A 13,212-nucleotide genomic window follows, 5' to 3' on the forward strand; every position below is an offset into this window, starting at 1 on the left:
GGCCGATCACGGCTCTCCCGGCTTCGGCTTCTGCGCCCGTTGCGCCTTCTCGACGAGCCCGCTCGTGCCCATGCGCGACGCCAGCGCCGAGAGGACCGCGCGCAGCGGGACGCCGCGCGACACGAGGCCGACCAGCAGGTGGTAGATCACGTCGGCCGCCTCCGACGCGACGCGGTCGTCGCTCTCCTCGGCGATCGCCTGCGCGAGCTCGCCGGCCTCCTCGCGCAGCTTCGCGCCGATGAGCGGGGCGCCGCCGTCGAGCAGCTTCCGGGTATAGCTCTTCGTCGCCGACGACGCCTTGCGCGACTCGAGCTCTCGCTCGAGCGCCTCGAGCAGCGCGGTCGCGTCCTGCCCCTCGTCGGCGGCCTCCGGCTCGGCGTCGTCGCGGGCGTCGACCTGGCGGAAGAAGCAGCTCGAGCTGCCGGTGTGGCACGTCGGGCCGCGGGGCTCGGCGAGGATCAGGAGCGCGTCCCCGTCGCAGTCGGCGTGGACGCTCGTCACCGCGAGCGTGTTGCCGCTCGTCGCGCCCTTCTCCCAGAGCTCGCCGCGCGACCGGCTGAAGAAGGTGGCGCGCCCCGTCTCGAGCGTCCGGGCGAGCGACTCTCGCGTCATGTACGCGAGCATCCGGACCTGTCCTGTCAGCCGATCCTGCACGACGGCCGGGATGAGCTTGCCCTCTCCGAATGCGATCTTCACAGCCTATGCCTCTCCGGTGGTGTCGGGCGCTTCGGCAGCCGCGCCGCGTTCGCGGGCGGTCGCCCGGCCTTCGTCCTTCGCGCTGCCGCGCCTCGGCCGCGACGGCTTGTCGCCGGCCCTCGCCGGCGCTCGTCGCTTCTGGCCCGGCTCGTCGTCCTCGTCCTCGCCCGGCTCGTCGTCGTCGTCGTCCGCGTCTGCCTGCCTCGTGTCGTCGGCGGCGGGGCTCGCCGGGAGGTTGAGCGCCATCGCCTGCTCCGGGTGGTCCAGGGCGGCCTTGTAATAGACCGCGAACGCGATGGACGCGGCGAGCCCGGTCGTCAGGGCGACCACCTGGGAGGTCGAGTACTGGAGCGCCTCCGACGCGCCGAACGTCTCGGGCTTGAGGACCAGGTACAGGGCGAGCGCCGGGACGAACGAGAGCACCTGCGTCACCTTGCGTGCCACGTCGTGGCGGATGACGTGGGAGAACCCGATCGTGTAAGCCACGGCGAACACGACGAGGCCAGCGGGGAGCAGCACGTGCTCCGGCAGGGAGGGCGGGATCGAGCCGCGCTCCGCGTCGTCCCGCAGGAGCTCGAGCAGGTAGCGGCAGACGCCGTAAGAGAACGTGAAGAGGAGGAAGATCTCGCCGCGGAACCTCTGCCGCCGGCGCGCGAGGAGCAGGAGAACGAGCAGCCCCGCGCCGACGAGCGACTCGTAGATCTGCGTCGGGTGCACGGCGAGCGACGCGTCGGCGGTCGGATCCAGCCCGCGCTCCTTGACGTGCTGCACCCACGCTGGGGACCCGCTCCCGTGGTCCAGCGTGCCTTCGGGCCAGTGCGGGAAGGTGCCGAGCTTCTTCAGCCAGGCGGGAGCCGTCTCGCCGAGCGGCCGGCCGAAATCGCAGCCGAAGAGGTAACAGCCGACGCGGGTGATCATGAGGCCCGAGGCGAGGCTCGGGACGGCGACGTCGGCCCAGGGGAGCAGCGGGATGCGATGGGAGCGCAGGAACAGGTACGAGCCCAGGAAGCCGCCCAGGAAGCCGCCGTACGCCACGAGCCCGCCGCGGCGGATGTCGAACATCGCGCCGAGGGAGTCGAACTCGTCGAGGTTCGTGAGGATGTAGAGCACGCGCGAGCCGACGACCGCGGCGAGCGCGGTGACGACGTAGCAGTTGGCCATCGTCTCCTTCGGCAGGCCGTCGCGCTCCGCGAGCCCGAGCGTCAGGTACCAGCCGACGACGAGCGAGAGGCCCAGCATGACGCCGTAGCTGTAGATGGGCAGCGGACCCAGGGTGTAGGTCTGCCCCTTGAACTGGGAGGCGAGCGCGGCGAGCGCGACACCCGCGATGCCCGCTGCGGCGGCGCCCGGCTTGTTCTTGCCGAGGAACAGCCCGATCGCGCCCGCGAACGCGATGCCCGCCGCAATGAGGAAGACCCAGAGCAGGGGCACGGTCCACACGGGCAGCGGGACGCGGAACAGGATGGGATGCATGGCGCCTCTCCTTACGCCTGGGATTGGGGCCCATCAAGCGCCGTCTCTCGGGCATGACGCAGCGGGCCAAGCCGCTCGCGGGCGCTTGTTCAGCCGCGTCGGGCGATCGCGATGCGCCCGGGCTGACACCGCAGCGCAGCGTCGTCCCCCGTCCTGACGATGGCGTCCGCGAGCGGCCCTCGAAGTCCGCGCGCGCCGCTGCTAGCATCGATTCCGTGCTCTCTGGCCGTGCCACAGTCAGCGTCTTCGCGGTCCCTGGGCTGCTCGTGAGCGCGTCGTGCGTCCCCGAGGGGCCGGCCACGGGGGAAGCGGGCGCGCGGCCGGCCGGGACGGTCGTGAGCTCGGCGGTCGCCACGAAGGCGGGCGCAGGTCAGGGGGCGCAGGGCGCGGGCGCGTTCGAGGACGATTTCAACCGGTCCGCGCTTGGCCCTGACTGGAACGCGCTCAGCCCCAGGTGGAAGATCGAGGAGGGGCGGCTCTGCGTCCGCGGCGCGAGGAACCGCGGCGTGTGGTTGAAGCGGCCGCTGCCGGAGAACGCGCGGGTCGAGTTCGACGCGATCGCCGAGGCCCCCGACGGCGACCTCAAGGCGGAGCTCTGGGGAGACGGACGGAGCGGCGCGACGGCGGCGAGCTACACGAACGCGACGAGCTACCTCGTGATCCTCGGCGGATGGAAGAACACGAAGCACGTGCTCGCCCGCCTCGACGAGCACGGCGATGATCGGCTGGAGATCGACGTGGATCCAGACAGCGATGACGAGCGAGCGCGCCCGGTCGCGCCGGGGCAACCCTACCGTTTCCGCGTCGAGCGCCGCGACGGGAGGACGCTCTCCTGGTCGGTCAACGGCGTCGAGTACCTGGAGCTCAGCGATCCCGCTCCGCTCTCCGGCCCTGGGCACGAGCACCTGGGCTTCAACGAATGGGATGCGCCGGTCTGCTTCGACAACCTGCGCGTCACGCCCCTCTAGCCGCGATGGAATCGAGCGAGGTCGAACGGGAGCTTGAGGAGCTGGAGACGCGCATCGAGCGGCTGCGCGCGCTGTACGAGCAGTACTTCATGGGGATCGAGCGGCTGGAGCCGATGATCCCGCGCAAGGACGTCGAGCGCCGCATCTGGGTGATGCGGCGGGAGCAGATCAGGAACACCGGGCTCCGGTTCAAGTTCCAGATGCTGCTCCAGCGCTACAACACGTTCCAGCAGTACTGGGGCCGCATCTCGCGCGAGATCGAGAACGGGACATACCGCCGCGACGTCCTTCGCGCGGCGAAGCGGGTCGGGGCCAAGGAAGCGCTCACGATCGTGGGCCGCAAGCGGGCGGAGCGCTACGCGGAGCTCGCCGAGCAGCAGACGACGGCGCGCGAGACGGCTCGTCGCGGCGATGAAGGCGACGATCACGAGGAGATCGACGTCGACGACGAGGCGGTCACGCTGGCGCCCCCGCCCTTGCCCGCTGCGCCGCCGGCGCGAGGGCGAGCGCTGGCCGCCGAGGAGGAGGCGCTGCCGCGCGATCACGTCGCGCCCGTCGCGCCCGTCGCGCCGCCGATCGCACCGGAGCCGTCGAGCGTGGCGCCTGCCAGCCCGCAGGTACGCCCCCTCGTGGCGCTCGTGCCGCCTGCGCCACCCCAGGCCGCGGCGGCCGTGAAGCCCGCTCCGCTCGGGGGATTGCCGCGCGGGCTCGGGCTGACCCGGCCGCAGCAGAAGCCGGCGGAGATCAGGCCGGCGGAGGCAAAGCCGGCCGAGGCGTCTCCGGCCGGCGCGCGGCCGTCCGCGCGCCCTGCGGCCGACCGGAGCCAGCCCGCGGCGGCGGGCGCCACGAGCCGTCAGCGCCTGGCCGAGCTCACGGCGGAGATGCGCGCCCAGCGCGCGCAGAGCGCCCAGGCCGGCGACGCGACGAAGGCCGCGGCTGGACCGCCGGGCGTGGTAGCGGACGCCGCGCCTGAGCCCGCGGCCCCGCCCCCCAAGAGACCGCCGCCCCCGCTCCCCGCCAGATCGCAGCCAGGCCGTCCCGCGGCATCACCGCCAGCTGCGGCGGCACCGCCAGCTGCGGCATCACCGCCAGCTGCGGCAGCGGCGGCGGCGCCAGCGGCCGCTGCTACGGCGGCGGCCGAGGCGAAGGGCGCGGCCGCGGCAGCGCGCCGGCAGGAGCGCGTGCACTCGGACCGGCCGCCAGCGACGCGTCGCCGTCGCTCCACCATGCCGCCTGCCGCGGACACGGTCGCGGCCAGTGGAGCTCGGAACGCGGGGCCGCGCGCGTCGTCGCGCCCCCCGGAGGCCACGCGCCCCGGCCTCGACGCCGGTGCGCGCGCGCGCCCCGCCTCTCCCCCCCAGCAGCGCTCCGCCGCGCGCGACGACGAGCTCCCGGAGCAGCGCTTGCGCCAGATCTACGCGAAGTACGTCGAGACCAAGCGCGCCGCGCGGGAGTCGACGGCCGGCGTCACGTACGAGCGCCTGGCCGAGAGCCTCCGCGCACAGGCCGCGAAGCTGCGCGCGACGAACCCTGCCAAATCCGTCGACTACGACGTCGTCATCAAGGACGGCAAGACGCTGCTGAAGCCGATCCTCAAGTGATCGGCAGCCGCCGGCCGGACGCAGCCGACCAGACAGGAAGCGACCGGCCGGAGCGTGGGCGGGCCCGTGGGCAGGCTCCGCCGCTGCGAGCACCGGGAGCCTGAGCTCACCGGACTACGCCTCGCAGGCGAGCTGCTCCAGAGGACGCTCGCTACGTCGGATGGCTGGACGGGTGACGGCGTTCTGGCGGGTCAGTGATGTGCGACGCGGCGCCAGAGCTGCGGAAGGCGCTGAAGCCGCGCGGGAACGCCGGCGTCGTCCTCGACGAAGAGGATCGCACATGCCGTACGGTCAGCTTCGCGCATCCTCGCGCACAAGTCGGCGAGGTCATCATCGGCGTCTACAACGTCGGCCTCGGCCGGCTGAGAGGCACCCTGCACGTACCTCACGTTGTCCAGGGCGACCCAGCGCCCGGCGAACTCTTCAGAACGACATATGTCGCGCCATGTCATTCGAGGCGTGACCAAACGAATCTTACTGCCCATTTCCCGTGAGCGACCTTCTCCCCCATGTTCCGAAGTCAAGAGCCGACCCATCGAGGCAGGGCGGCGTTCAATGAACTTTCAGAACCGTCAGGCCGGGATCTAGCACCTGTCAAAATCGGGCGTCAAGGCAAGCCTGGAACAGCCCGGTGTCCCCGGGCGTTCCACCCAGCTGTTACGTCTTCACTGGCAGCGTGCAGGCAGCTGGGACAGCGCCTCGCCCGCCCCGATCCGCGCGGCGGCCATCGCGTGGGACTTGGCCGCGCACCCCTTGGAGGCCACGGCCCGCTTGGCGCTCGCGCTGATCGCGGATCGCGCCTCGGCCTTCTTGGGGCCGTCGCAGCCCGCGAAGCGCTTCGCCGCGAGATCCGTGTTGCCGCCGTTGGCCAGGTTGATCGCGGCCCTGCATTCCTGGTCGGCCTTCTCGTTGCCGGCGGGCGGGGTCTTGGTCCCGGCGGTCGGGCTCGTCGCGCCGGTCGTGCCCTTCGGACCGTCGGCCGTCTTTTCCCCGCCAGGGGTGCCCGTGGGCGGCGGCTCGGGGGTGGAGGGCTCGCTCGTCGGCATGGCCACGGTAGGGTCTGACGTGACCGTGACCGACGGCGCGCTCGGCAACGGGATCAGGGCCGATGCGCTCTCGTCGGTCGCGCTCGTGCTGTCCCCCTTCTTCATCAGCACGACGCCCACGACGCCGAGCACCGCGACCGCCGCGACGGCCGCGAGGATCGGGGCGGTCTTGCTCTTCTGCGCGGGCGGCGGCGGCGGCGCGGGGAACACCTGGCCGCTCCCCGTCGGCACGGGCGGGTGCGCCGCCACGGCGCCCGACGGCATGGGCGCCCGGTCCATGACGGTGGCCGCGTGGTGGTTGACGACCGTCCGGCCGGCCCCGGTGGGCGGCCCCGCGACGAAGAGCGGCTCGCCGAGCTGCGTCTGACCCGAGCGCGACGGCATGAGCGCGGTCCCGCTGGTCGGAGCCTCGAGCCCGACCTGGGTGCGGGGCGCCGAGCCGAGCACCGAGAGGCGGGGCCCCGCGCCGATCGTGAGCTCCTCGTAGAACTCCCGCGCCGACTGCTGGCGGTCCTCGCGGTTCTTGCTGAGCGCCCTCATGACGGCCGCCTTCATCTTCGGCGGCGCCGCGGCGCCCATCGGCACGGCCTCGAACGGGAACGGCTGCGCCGTCATGTGCTGCGTCGCCCACGCCCACGGCGTGTCCGCGTCGAACGGCAGGCGCCCGGTGAGCATCTCGTAGGTCAGCACCCCGAGCGAGTAGATGTCGCTCCTCGCGTCGAGCTCCTTGCCCGTGAACTGCTCGGGGCTCATGTACGGCGGGGTGCCGAGCACCGTCCCCTGCTGCGTCAGCTTCTGCTCGGCCTTGGCGCTGCGGTCGTCGCGCTTCGCGATGCCGAAGTCGAGGACCTTGACGTAGTCCTCCTCGCCGGCCCGCCTGGTCAAGAAGATGTTGGCGGGCTTCAGATCGCGGTGGACGATCCCCTTCTCGTGCGCCTCCTGGAGCGACCCGCACGTCTGCGCGATGATGCGGTCGACGCGCTCGGGAGAGAGCGCGCCCCGCTCGAGCGCCGTCTCGAGCGACTGCCCGTTGAGGAGCTCCATCGCGATGTAGAGCTCCCCGGTGTTGGTCTGCCCGAAGTCGTAGACCTTGATCGTGTTCGGGTGCTCGAGCTCGCTGACCGTGCCGCACTCGCGCATGAAGCGCGCGACCACCTGCGGGTCCTTCGCGTGCTGCTCGAGGAGCGTCTTGATGGCGACCTTCCGCACCGAGCTCCCCATCGGCTGCTCGCCGTTGTAGACGCGGCCCATCCCGCCCTCGCCGAGCACCCCGACGATCCGGAACCGGCCGCCCACGATCGTGCCGATGAGCGGGTCTGCTTCCACCGGCGCGAGGGGGAGGAGCGCGCCGCACGTGGCGCAGAAGCGCGCCCCGTCGATGTTTGGCTGGTGGCAAGCGGGACAGTCCATGCGATCGAACCTCTACGCCCGGAGCGTGACAAAACACGACCGTCGCCTCGGGCTGCTCCGCTGCGCGCCCGAGCGAACGTGCGCGGGGCAGGATCGCAGCAGCCGCGCGCCGAGCGCAAGGGAGCTCTTGCTCGCCCGAGGCGCCGCCATTTCCGCTTCCGTGGTGCGGATGTTCCGCGCGCGCGGCGCTGCGCACGCAGGGGCCGGCCTCGGCCCCGGCCCCGGCCCAACCCGCGCGCGGCCGCGACCCGGCGGCGCGGGAGCGCTCGAAGGCGCTCGTTTCGGCGTCCCCGCAACGTACGTCTTGAAAGCGGGCAGCGCTCGAGCGAGATCGGCGCTGCCGGACGACGCGGGAGCTCCGGCGCCGCGGCCTCGCGACGGTGCGATGACGCGACGATGCTGACGACGCGCTGACGCGACGACGCGCCAACGCAACGGATCGCGCTCCCGCAGCTGATCCCAGCGAAACGAACGAAAACGACGCACACCGCTTGACACGTCTCTTGCAGGGGGCTAAGAGCCTCCTCCCTTCGCGGGACTCGTCTACCTTCGGAGCGACGTGAACGGCACCAACGGCTTCACCTCGCTGCGGTCCAGCCCGGTCGGCCCAGTCCGAACGGCGCGGGCAGACGGTCCAGCAGGGCCGGGAGTAGATTGCTCGCGCAGAAGTGATCGGTCTTGGGACATTTCGCTAGGTCAGCACGCACGCCTCCCGGAGCCTCGGGGGCGAGCAGCGGGTCGATGTCGCTGGCGTAGCTCAATCGGTAGAGCACCTGCCTTGTAAGCAGGGGGTTAGGGGTTCAAGTCCCCTCGCCAGCTCCGATGCAAGGCAGCAGGTCAACGGTTCGGGAGGTCAGAGACAAGTTCCGGTAAGAGCGGATAGTGTAGAAATTCTGGAGGGTTGCCCGAGCGGCCAAAGGGAGCAGACTGTAAATCTGCCGGCAATGCCTACGATGGTTCGAATCCATCACCCTCCACCGGAGCGGTCTTTCGCTCCGACAGCGATCCGACCAAGATCAGTTCCGCCGGGGTCACTCCCGGCGGGCGCCCGCGGGCGTAGCTCAGTTGGTAGAGCGTCAGCCTTCCAAGCTGAACGTCGCCGGTTCGAACCCGGTCGCCCGCTCTATGGTCGGTCGTTTGCCCACCTAGCTCAGTTGGCAGAGCACGTCCTTGGTAAGGACGAGGTCGTCGGTTCAATCCCGATGGTGGGCTCCAGCGAGACAGCGAAACGCAGCTGCGAAATTCATTTCGGCAGGAGACATCTCGATGGCCAAGGAGAAATTCACTCGTACGAAGCCGCACGTGAACGTGGGCACCATCGGCCACATCGACCACGGCAAGACCACGCTCACCGCGGCGCTCGTCAAGGTGCAGTCGAAGCGCCAGCTGGCGAAGGCGATCTCGTACGCCGACATCGCGAAGGGCGGGACGGTCCGTGACGAGACCAAGACGGTGACCATCGCGGCGGCGCACGTGGAGTACGAGTCGGTCAACCGCCACTACGCCCACGTCGACTGTCCCGGGCACGCCGACTACATCAAGAACATGATCACCGGCGCGGCGCAGATGGACGGGGCGATCCTCGTCGTGTCGTCGCTCGACAGCGTGATGCCGCAGACGCGCGAGCACGTGCTCCTCGCCCGCCAGGTCGGCCTGAACCACATCGTCGTGTTCCTCAACAAGTGCGACGCCGTGGACGACCCGGAGATGCTCGACCTGGTCGAGATGGAGGTCCGCGAGCTCCTGTCGAAGTACAAGTTCGACGGCGACAACGCGCCGGTGGTCCGGGGCGCGTCGCTGCCCGCGCTGCAGGGCGACCCGAAGTGGGAGGAGACGATCCAGCAGCTCCTCAACGCGCTCGACAGCTACATCCCCGAGCCGGTGCGCGACATCGACAAGCCGTTCCTGATGGCGATCGAGGACGTGTTCTCGATCAAGGGCCGCGGCACCGTGGCCACGGGCCGCATCGAGCGCGGCATCATCAAGGTCGGCGACGAGGTCCAGATCATCGGCTTCAAGGACACGAAGAAGTCGGTCGTCACCGGCGTCGAGATGTTCCGGAAGCTGCTCGATCAGGGGCAGGCGGGCGACAACGTCGGCTGCCTCCTCCGCGGCGTGGAGAAGGAAGAGATCGAGCGCGGCCAGGTGCTCGCGAAGCCCGGGTCGATCACGCCGCACACGAAGTTCACCGGTGAGGTGTACGTCCTCAAGAAGGAGGAGGGCGGGCGCCACACGCCGTTCTTCACCAACTACCGGCCGCAGTTCTACATCCGCACGACGGACGTGACCGGCACGGTGAACCTCCCCGAGGGGGTGAAGATGGTGATGCCGGGCGACAACATCACGATGACGATCGAGCTCATCGCCCCGGTCGCGCTGGAGGAGCAGATGCGCTTCGCCATCCGCGAGGGCGGCAAGACGGTGGGCGCCGGCGTCGTCACCAAGATCCTCGCGTAGGAGGCCGACGTGGGCGAGCAGGCCGGTGGGTGGCGTGCGGCGCGCATCGCCGTCTCACTGGCCTGCAGCGAGTGCAAGTCGCGGAACTACAAGACCACGAAGGCGCCCGACCAGGTGGTTTCGCTCAAGAAGTTCTGCAAGCAGTGCAAAAAGCACACAGTTCACAACGAGACGAAGTGAACAGGTGCTCAGGAAGGCGCAGCGGTTCTAGGGGTATAGCTCAGTTGGTAGAGCAGCGGATTCCAAATCCGCAGGTCGGGAGTTCGAGCCTCTCTGCCCCTGCCGGGGAATGCGGGCGCTCAAAGGCTGCCCTCGGAGCCCCATCGAGCAGGCCTCTGCCTGCCGCGGGTCGGCGCGTTTGGTGTAGTTATGGCGAAGGGTCAAAAAGACAAGCAGACGCCGAAGGTCGCGGAGGACGGAGAGCCGGAGGAATCCGGACCGATCGCGCCTGCTGAGGCGTCGTCCCTCGTGACCCGGAGCGAGGAGCCGGAGGCGGCTGACGCGGAGGGCCCGGAGGACGCCGAGGCGCTGCGCTCCGGAGAGGCCGAGGAGGACGAAGGCGAGGCTGCGGCGGCTCAGCTCGGTACTGAGCGCTATGTGCTCGCCGGCTTCTTCGCGTCGGGCATGCTGCTCGCCTACCTGCTCGGCAAGGTCGTCCACGGGGTCTGGGCGACCCTCTCCAACAAGGACTGGTTCAGCCGGACGCTGCCAACCCTGGCCGCAGTGGGGGACGACGACAAGACGACCTACGGCATGGCCGTCGGCGGCGTCATCGCGCTCGTGGTCGTGCTGCGCATGTTCCGCAACGCGGAGCTCCGCACCTGGAGCGACGAGGTCGCTGCCGAGCTGGCGAAGGTGAAGTGGCCGACCAAGAAAGAGGTGACGAACGCGACGTTCGTCGTCATCGCGACGACCACCGTGGCGACCCTCTACCTGGCGCTGCTCGATCGCTTCTGGGCATTCGTGACCAACATCGTTTACGGCGATGGAAGCTGAAGCAGGGAGACCCTGAGGGAACCAAGCGCCATGGCCAAGAAGTGGTACGTCATCCATACCTACTCGGGATACGAGGCGAAGGTGCGCGACGCGCTCCAGCAGCGCGTGAAGCAGTACAGCCTGGAAGATCGGTTCGGCGAGATCCTCATCCCGAGCGAGACGGTCACGGAGAACCGTCCCGGTGGCAAGACCCGCGTTCGTCAGAAGCTCAGCCTGCCCGGCTACATCTTCGTCGAGATGGACATGAACGAGCAGGTCTGGCACCTGGTCAAGGACACGCCCAAGGTGACCGGCTTCATCGGCAACCAGGCGCCGCAGGAGGTCCCGCTCGCGCAGATCGATAGCCTCCGTCGGGGCATCGTCGAGGGGGCGGTCAAGCCGAAGCCGCGGCTCACGTTCGAGGTGGGTGAGGAGGTGCGGGTCCTGGACGGGGCCTTCGCGAACTTCACCGGCACGGTCGACGACGTGAAGATGGACAAGCAGAAGCTCAAGGTGAAGGTCAGCATCTTCGGCCGACCCACCAGCGTGGAGCTCGACTTCGCTGCCGTGGAGAAGCGCTAGCCAGGAGCGAACGGCTGCAAACCTGCGGGCGAGGGCCGCGTCTCCGCGGACCTCACTGTTTCTCTGAAAAGTAGACCGCCCGTCGGGCGGCGGTTCGATAGGGTGCGAGATTCATCATGGCGAAGAAAGTCACTGGGTACGTGAAGCTGCAGCTTCCGGCGGGCAAGGCCAACCCCTCGCCCCCCGTCGGTCCGGCGCTCGGCCAGCACGGCGTCAACATCATGGCGTTCTGCAAGGACTTCAACTCGCGGACGGCGGCGCAGGGGGACATGATCATCCCCGTCGTGATCACGGTCTATTCGGACCGCTCGTTCACGTTCATCATGAAGACGCCGCCCGCCTCCGTGCTCCTCAAGAAGGCGGCGGGGCTCGAGACGAAGAAGAAGCCGGGCGCGGGCTCCAAGGAGCCCAACAAGGTCAAGGTGGGCAAGGTGACGCAGAAGCAGCTGCAGGAGCTTGCCCAGCTCAAGATGCAGGACATGAACACGACGAACCTCGAGTCCGCGATGCGCAGCATGGCGGGCACGGCCCGCTCGATGGGCATCGACATCGTCGACTGAGGTTGGTCGCAGCGCTCCCCGCCGTCGGGGATGTGCGCCGCCCTGGTGGTGCTCCGGATGAGGGGGCCCCGGCGGACCGGAGAGAAGACTTACCACGGTAGTTTTGGGCGCACCGTGGGAGGCGAGAGCCGTTAAGAAGGAGGGCATGTGCCGAAAGTCGCCAAGAAGAAACTCGCAGCGCGGGCAGTCGTCGACCGCGCTCGAAAGTACACGTTGCAGGAGGCGTGCGCGCTCGTGAAGCAAGCCGCGCCCGCCAAGTTCGACGAGACGGTGGACCTCGCGGTCCGCCTGGGGGTCAACCCGCGGCACGCAGACCAGATGGTCCGCGGCGCCGTGGTGCTCCCGCATGGCACGGGGCAGTCGCTCCGGGTCCTCGTGTTCGCCAAGGGCGAGAAGGCCAGGGAGGCCGAAGCTGCCGGCGCCGATTTCGTCGGCGAGGCGGATCTCGTGAACAAGGTCCAGGAAGGCTTCATGGACTTCGATCGCGTGATCGCCACGCCGGACATGATGGGTCTGGTCGGCAAGCTCGGCCGTATCCTCGGTCCGCGCGGCCTCATGCCGAACCCGAAGGTCGGCACCGTGACGTTCGACGTGAAGACGGCGATCTCGGAGGCCAAGGCCGGCAAGGTCGAGTACCGCGTCGAGAAGGCGGGCATCGTGCACGCTCGGATCGGCAAGGTCTCCTTCGCGGAGAACGCGCTCCAGGTCAACGCGGACGCGCTGATCCAGGCGCTCGTTCGGGCCAAGCCGGCGACGGCCAAGGGCATCTACCTGCGGAGCATCACGTTGTCCTCGACGATGGGCCCGGGGGTTCGTATCGACCCGGTCCACTTCATCGGCAAGGCAGAGGAGGCGTAGCCCATGGAAAGGTCCCAGAAGGAAGCGGTTGTCGGCTCAGTCCGGCAGAAGTTCGAGCGGATGTCTTCCGCGGTCTTCCTGGATTTCAAGGGAATGAACGTCGAGTCGCTGACCAAGCTTCGCGACGAGTTCCGGAAGTCCGGCGTGGAGTACCGGGTCGTGAAGAACACGCTCGTCCGCCACGCCATCAAGGAGCACCCCTGGGCGAACACCCTGGCGAAGAGCCTGACCGGCATGACCGGCGTGGCCTGGAGCTACGAGGATCCGAGCGCGGCAGCCAAGGTCGTCAAGGCGTTCCGCAAGGACAACCAGAAGCTCCAGATCAAGGCCGGGCTCATCGAGGGGCAGATCCTCTCGGGCGACGCCGTCGAGACGCAGCTCGCGACGATGCCCGGCAAGGATGAGCTCCGTGCCACCCTGCTCGCGACGCTCCAGGCGCCGCTCCAGCAGTTCGTGCAGCAGCTCAACGCGCCTCTCCAGAATTTCGCTTATCTCCTGAAGGCGAAGGAAGACGCGGGCACGTCGGGCTGAGCCGGGCGCTTTCGTTACGAATGGGCCTTGCGCCCGTCTGGTTTTGGTTTACATG

Annotated in this window: 12 protein-coding genes and 5 tRNA genes; 14 read left to right on the forward strand and 3 right to left on the reverse strand. The window is 69.4% G+C overall.

Going from position 1 to position 13,212, the window contains the following annotated elements; translation table 11 throughout:
- Positions 1-6: 6 nt before the first annotated feature.
- Complete coding sequence (hisIE, locus tag WME85_RS03145) at positions 7-696, reverse strand: bifunctional phosphoribosyl-AMP cyclohydrolase/phosphoribosyl-ATP diphosphatase HisIE (RefSeq protein ID WP_437307557.1); 690 nt, start codon at positions 694-696, stop codon at positions 7-9.
- A gap of 3 nt (positions 697-699) precedes the next feature.
- A complete protein-coding gene (locus WME85_RS03150; RefSeq protein ID WP_437835212.1) occupies positions 700-2,169 on the reverse strand; it encodes a prolipoprotein diacylglyceryl transferase in 1,470 nt (489 codons plus the stop codon).
- Between the two features lie 215 nt (positions 2,170-2,384).
- Between WME85_RS03150 and WME85_RS03155 the strand changes: the two genes are divergently transcribed.
- Positions 2,385-3,137: a hypothetical protein gene (locus WME85_RS03155; RefSeq protein WP_437835213.1), complete on the forward strand. Its 753-nt coding sequence runs from the start codon at positions 2,385-2,387 to the stop codon at positions 3,135-3,137.
- Between the two features lie 5 nt (positions 3,138-3,142).
- Positions 3,143-4,738, forward strand: coding sequence for an MXAN_5187 C-terminal domain-containing protein (locus WME85_RS03160; protein WP_437835214.1), 1,596 nt, complete (start codon positions 3,143-3,145; stop codon positions 4,736-4,738).
- A gap of 665 nt (positions 4,739-5,403) precedes the next feature.
- Here the strand turns inward: WME85_RS03160 and WME85_RS03165 are convergent.
- Positions 5,404-7,194 carry a serine/threonine-protein kinase gene (locus tag WME85_RS03165; protein ID WP_437835215.1) on the reverse strand — a complete coding sequence of 597 codons (1,791 nt, stop codon included), beginning with the start codon at positions 7,192-7,194 and terminating at the stop codon, positions 5,404-5,406.
- Positions 7,195-7,940: 746 nt separating this feature from the next.
- Between WME85_RS03165 and WME85_RS03170 the strand changes: the two genes are divergently transcribed.
- The 12 genes from WME85_RS03170 to rplJ all read left to right on the forward strand — a co-directional run bounded on the left by WME85_RS03170 (position 7,941) and on the right by rplJ (position 13,157).
- Positions 7,941-8,013, forward strand: a tRNA-Thr gene (locus WME85_RS03170).
- A gap of 76 nt (positions 8,014-8,089) precedes the next feature.
- Positions 8,090-8,171: transfer RNA gene (locus tag WME85_RS03175), tRNA-Tyr, on the forward strand.
- A 73-nt stretch (positions 8,172-8,244) separates the two neighbouring features.
- Positions 8,245-8,317, forward strand: a tRNA-Gly gene (locus WME85_RS03180).
- Between the two features lie 16 nt (positions 8,318-8,333).
- Positions 8,334-8,409, forward strand: a tRNA-Thr gene (locus WME85_RS03185).
- Positions 8,410-8,460: 51 nt separating this feature from the next.
- Positions 8,461-9,651, forward strand: a complete 1,191-nt coding sequence (gene tuf, locus WME85_RS03190; RefSeq protein ID WP_437288608.1) for an elongation factor Tu — start codon at positions 8,461-8,463, stop codon at positions 9,649-9,651.
- A gap of 9 nt (positions 9,652-9,660) precedes the next feature.
- The gene (gene rpmG, locus WME85_RS03195; RefSeq protein WP_436613121.1) at positions 9,661-9,831 is read left to right on the forward strand and encodes a 50S ribosomal protein L33; all 171 of its coding nucleotides are present in this window, start codon (positions 9,661-9,663) and stop codon (positions 9,829-9,831) included.
- A 29-nt stretch (positions 9,832-9,860) separates the two neighbouring features.
- Positions 9,861-9,933: transfer RNA gene (locus WME85_RS03200), tRNA-Trp, on the forward strand.
- An 87-nt stretch (positions 9,934-10,020) separates the two neighbouring features.
- Positions 10,021-10,647: a preprotein translocase subunit SecE gene (secE, locus tag WME85_RS03205; RefSeq protein WP_437835216.1), complete on the forward strand. Its 627-nt coding sequence runs from the start codon at positions 10,021-10,023 to the stop codon at positions 10,645-10,647.
- A gap of 30 nt (positions 10,648-10,677) precedes the next feature.
- On the forward strand, positions 10,678-11,208 hold the full coding sequence (nusG, locus tag WME85_RS03210) for a transcription termination/antitermination protein NusG (protein ID WP_436624874.1): 531 nt from the start codon (positions 10,678-10,680) through the stop codon (positions 11,206-11,208).
- A 116-nt stretch (positions 11,209-11,324) separates the two neighbouring features.
- Positions 11,325-11,768: a 50S ribosomal protein L11 gene (gene rplK / locus WME85_RS03215; protein WP_129572915.1), complete on the forward strand. Its 444-nt coding sequence runs from the start codon at positions 11,325-11,327 to the stop codon at positions 11,766-11,768.
- A 147-nt stretch (positions 11,769-11,915) separates the two neighbouring features.
- Positions 11,916-12,626 (forward strand): 50S ribosomal protein L1, encoded by a 711-nt coding sequence (gene rplA, locus WME85_RS03220; RefSeq protein ID WP_436624876.1) that lies wholly within the window; start codon positions 11,916-11,918, stop codon positions 12,624-12,626.
- 3 nt (positions 12,627-12,629) lie between these two features.
- Entirely contained in the window at positions 12,630-13,157 is a 528-nt protein-coding gene (rplJ, locus tag WME85_RS03225; RefSeq protein WP_436624877.1) for a 50S ribosomal protein L10, read from the forward strand.
- The last annotated feature ends 55 nt before the right edge of the window (positions 13,158-13,212 follow it).

This window comes from Sorangium sp. So ce1153 (assembly GCF_051521595.1).
Lineage (GTDB): Bacteria > Myxococcota_A > Polyangia > Polyangiales > Polyangiaceae > Sorangium.

Bases quoted from the DNA above. Each gene is read 5' to 3' on its own strand.
- WME85_RS03150 (WP_437835212.1), bottom strand. From the start codon at position 2,169: ATGCATCCCATCCTGTTCCGCGTCCCGCTGCCCGTGTGGACCGTGCCC.
- WME85_RS03160 (WP_437835214.1), top strand. From the start codon at position 3,143: ATGGAATCGAGCGAGGTCGAACGGGAGCTTGAGGAGCTGGAGACGCGC.
- WME85_RS03165 (WP_437835215.1), bottom strand. From the start codon at position 7,194: ATGGACTGTCCCGCTTGCCACCAGCCAAACATCGACGGGGCGCGCTTC.
- tuf (WP_437288608.1), top strand. From the start codon at position 8,461: ATGGCCAAGGAGAAATTCACTCGTACGAAGCCGCACGTGAACGTGGGC.
- secE (WP_437835216.1), top strand. From the start codon at position 10,021: ATGGCGAAGGGTCAAAAAGACAAGCAGACGCCGAAGGTCGCGGAGGAC.
- nusG (WP_436624874.1), top strand. From the start codon at position 10,678: ATGGCCAAGAAGTGGTACGTCATCCATACCTACTCGGGATACGAGGCG.
- rplK (WP_129572915.1), top strand. From the start codon at position 11,325: ATGGCGAAGAAAGTCACTGGGTACGTGAAGCTGCAGCTTCCGGCGGGC.
- rplJ (WP_436624877.1), top strand. From the start codon at position 12,630: ATGGAAAGGTCCCAGAAGGAAGCGGTTGTCGGCTCAGTCCGGCAGAAG.